Origin of the sequence: Micromonospora vulcania (genome assembly GCF_042658605.1) — a bacterium.
In the GTDB taxonomy this organism is placed as follows: Bacteria; Actinomycetota; Actinomycetes; order Mycobacteriales; family Micromonosporaceae; genus Micromonospora; species Micromonospora vulcania.
In genome coordinates, this window is record NZ_JBHSQS010000053.1 from 1 (window position 1) to 3,046 (window position 3,046).

2 protein-coding genes are annotated in these 3,046 nt (G+C 69.3%); both read right to left on the reverse strand.

Annotated elements, in window-relative coordinates; translation table 11 throughout:
• On the reverse strand, positions 1-518 hold a 518-nt coding region (locus ACFQGL_RS32120; RefSeq protein ID WP_377516410.1), incomplete at its 3' end, for a 4Fe-4S dicluster domain-containing protein.
• Positions 518-3,046 (reverse strand): formate dehydrogenase (gene fdh, locus ACFQGL_RS32125; protein WP_377516411.1); only part of this gene is annotated, 2,529 nt, incomplete at its 5' end. The genes fdh and ACFQGL_RS32120, both read right to left, overlap by 1 nt.

The following is a 3,046-nucleotide window of genomic DNA, read 5'->3' on the forward strand; positions in this document are numbered from 1 at the left end:
ACCGTCCCGAACTCAGTCCGGAACAACGACCCCGTCGGACACACATCCAAACAAGCCGCATGCGTACAGTGCTTACAGACATCCGACATCATCAACCACCGAAAATCGGTACGCTGCTCCACACCCGTACCCCGCCCCGGCGGCTGCGCCCCCGGCATCCCCAGAAACTCCGGGCCCGGCGTCGGGCCGCGACCGGGTGTGCGGACCTCGGGTGCGCCCGCGGTGCTGACCGGCTCGCCGAGCACGTCGGCGCGGTGCCCGGCCGGGCTGGGCTGCTCGATGAACGCGACGTGCCGCCACGAGTTCGCGGTCAACGCGCCGGTGTTGTCGTACGACATGCCCAGCAGGTCCAGGCCGGAGCCCGGCACCCCGTTCCACTCCTTGCAGGCCACCTCGCACGCCTTGCAGCCGATACACACGCTGGTGTCGGTGAAGAACCCCATCCGGGGCGGCGCCGACGACCAACCGGCGTCGGGCGCCGGGTCCAGTGGCCCGTACAGGCTGTTCGGGTCAGGAATCACCGCGCCGGCTCCCCGTCGTCATCGGTGGTGACCACCGGAGCCTGCCGACCCGGGATCATCCCGGCCCGGCGTTGGTAGGTGGCCACCAGGTCGAGCAACGCCGGCCCGGTCGGCCGGCGGCCGGGCCGCACATCACAGGTGCCGACCTTGCTCTCCTGGATCAACACGTTCGGATCCAGGGTGATCCCGAACAGGTCGTTGGCCGAGTCGCCGGTCACCAGACCCTCGAAACCGAAGTGGTACGGCAGCCAGAGCTGATGGATGATCCGGCCGTCGACCCGCAGGGGCCTGAGCCGATCGGTCACCAGCACCTTCGCCTCGATCACCGCGCGGGCACTGACCACATGCGCCCAGGCCAGATGCGCCAGCCCCGCCTCGGCGGCCAACTGCGGCGACACCTCGACGAACATCTCCGGCTGCAACTCGGCCAGCGGGCGGACCGTCCGGCTCATCCCGCCCGCCGTGTGATGCTCGGTGAGTCGGCTGACCGAGAACACGTACGGGAAGACCTGACTGTGCTCCTGCGGTGGGCTCGGGTTCACCGAGTTCACCGGGTGCGCGTACGTCTTGCGGGTCGGGTTGGCCTGCTGCCGGTACAGCGGGTTGCGCACCGGCGACTCGGCCGGTTCGTAGTGCGTGGGCAGCGGCCCGTCGAGGACGCCGCTGGGCGCGTACAGCCAGCCCTTCCCGTCGCCCTGCATGATGAACGGGTCGTCGCCGGCGATGCCCTCGGTGCCGGCCGCGCCCGGCTCCGGCCGGTACGACGGCGGCTTGGTCTTCTCGAAGTCCGGCACGTCGTAGCCGGTCCACTCGGCCTTCTCCGCGTCCCACCAGACGTACCGCTTGCGCTCACTCCACGGCCTGCCATCGGGGTCCGCGGACGCACGGTTGTAGAGGATCCGTCGGTTCGCCGGCCAGGCCCAGCCCCACTCGGCGGCCACCCAGTCCTGCTCGTGCCGGGACTTGCGCCGCGCGGCCTGGTTCACGCCGTCGGCGTACACCCCGGTGTAGATCCAGCAGCCGATCGCGGTGGACCCGTCCTCGCGGGCCTCGGCGAACGTCGACAGTGGCCGGCCGGTCGTCACGTCGTACCCATTGATCTCCCGCAGCACCGCCTCGGCGCTCGGCTCGTCGTGCGGACCGTGCGTGGGGTAGTCCCAGGTGAGGTCGAGCAGCGCCCGGTCGCGCGGCAGGTCGGAGGAGGCCAGCTTCTCCCGCAGCCTACGGCCGAGGTGGTAGAAGAACCACAGCTCGGAGCGGGCGTCACCGGACGGTTCGACGGCCTTCTCGCGCCACTGCAGCAGCCGTTGGGTCTGGGTGAAGGTGCCCTCCTTCTCCACGTGCGAGGCGGCGGGCAGGAAGAACACTTCGGTACGGCACTCCTCGGGCACGATCTCGCCGGTGGCCACCTCGGGGCCGTTCTGCCAGAAGGTGGCGCTCTCGATCATGAACAGGTCGCGGACCACCAGCCAGTCCAGGTTGGCCATGCCCAGCCGCTGCGCGCGGCCGTGCGCCGAGCCGACCGCGGGATTCTGGCCCAGCAGGAAGTAGCCCTTGATCTTTCCGTCGATCATGTTCAGCACCTGCTGGTAGGTGCCGTGATCGCCGGTCAACCGGGGCAGATAGCCGTACCCGAAGTCGTTCTCCGGCGTCGCCGCGTCACCCCAGTACGCCTTGAGCAGACTGGCGGCGAACGACCGCGCGTTGCCCCAAAAGCCCCTCTGCCCCGGGTGCCGAATGCTCTCCACCCAGTCCGCGAAGGTCGGGTGGTCGGCGTGGTGTGGCATCGGTAGGTAGCCGGGCAGCAGGTTGAACAGGGTCGGGATGTCCGTCGAGCCCTGGATGCTGGCGTGCCCGCGCAGCGCCATCACGCCACCACCGGGGCGACCCATGTTGCCCAGCAGCAGTTGGATGATCGCGCCCGTGCGGATGTACTGCACGCCCACACTGTGCTGCGTCCATCCGACCGAGTAGACGAGCATGCTGGTGCGTTCCCGGCCGGAGTTCGCCGTCCAGGCCTGCGCCAGCTCCAGGAACTTCTCCTGCGGAATGCCGCAGACGCGCTCCACCATCTCCGGCGTGTACCGGGCGAAGTGCCGCTTGAGGATCTGATACACGCAGCGCGGGTGCTGCAACGTCTCGTCGCGTCGGGTCTGCCCGCCCACCTGCGCGCCGTGCGACTCGTGCCGCATCCCAGCGGCGCTGTCCCGCTCCTTCGCGGTGTGCCCGCTACCGGACGAGTCCTCGTGCCCCTCGTACTGCCAGCTGTCCTGCACATAGCTGGCGGTCGCCGGGTCGAAGCCGGAGAAGAAGCCGTCGCCGTCCTCGGTGTCGGTGAACCGCTCGCTGACGATCGTCGCGGCATTGGTGTACGCCAGCACGTACTCCCGGAAGTCCAGCTCGTTGTCCAGGATGTAACGCACCACCCCACCCAGCAGCGCGATGTCGGTACCCGCCCGGATCGGCAGGTACGAGTCCGCCAACGCGCTGGTCCGGGTGAACCGCGGATCGACGTGGAAGACCTT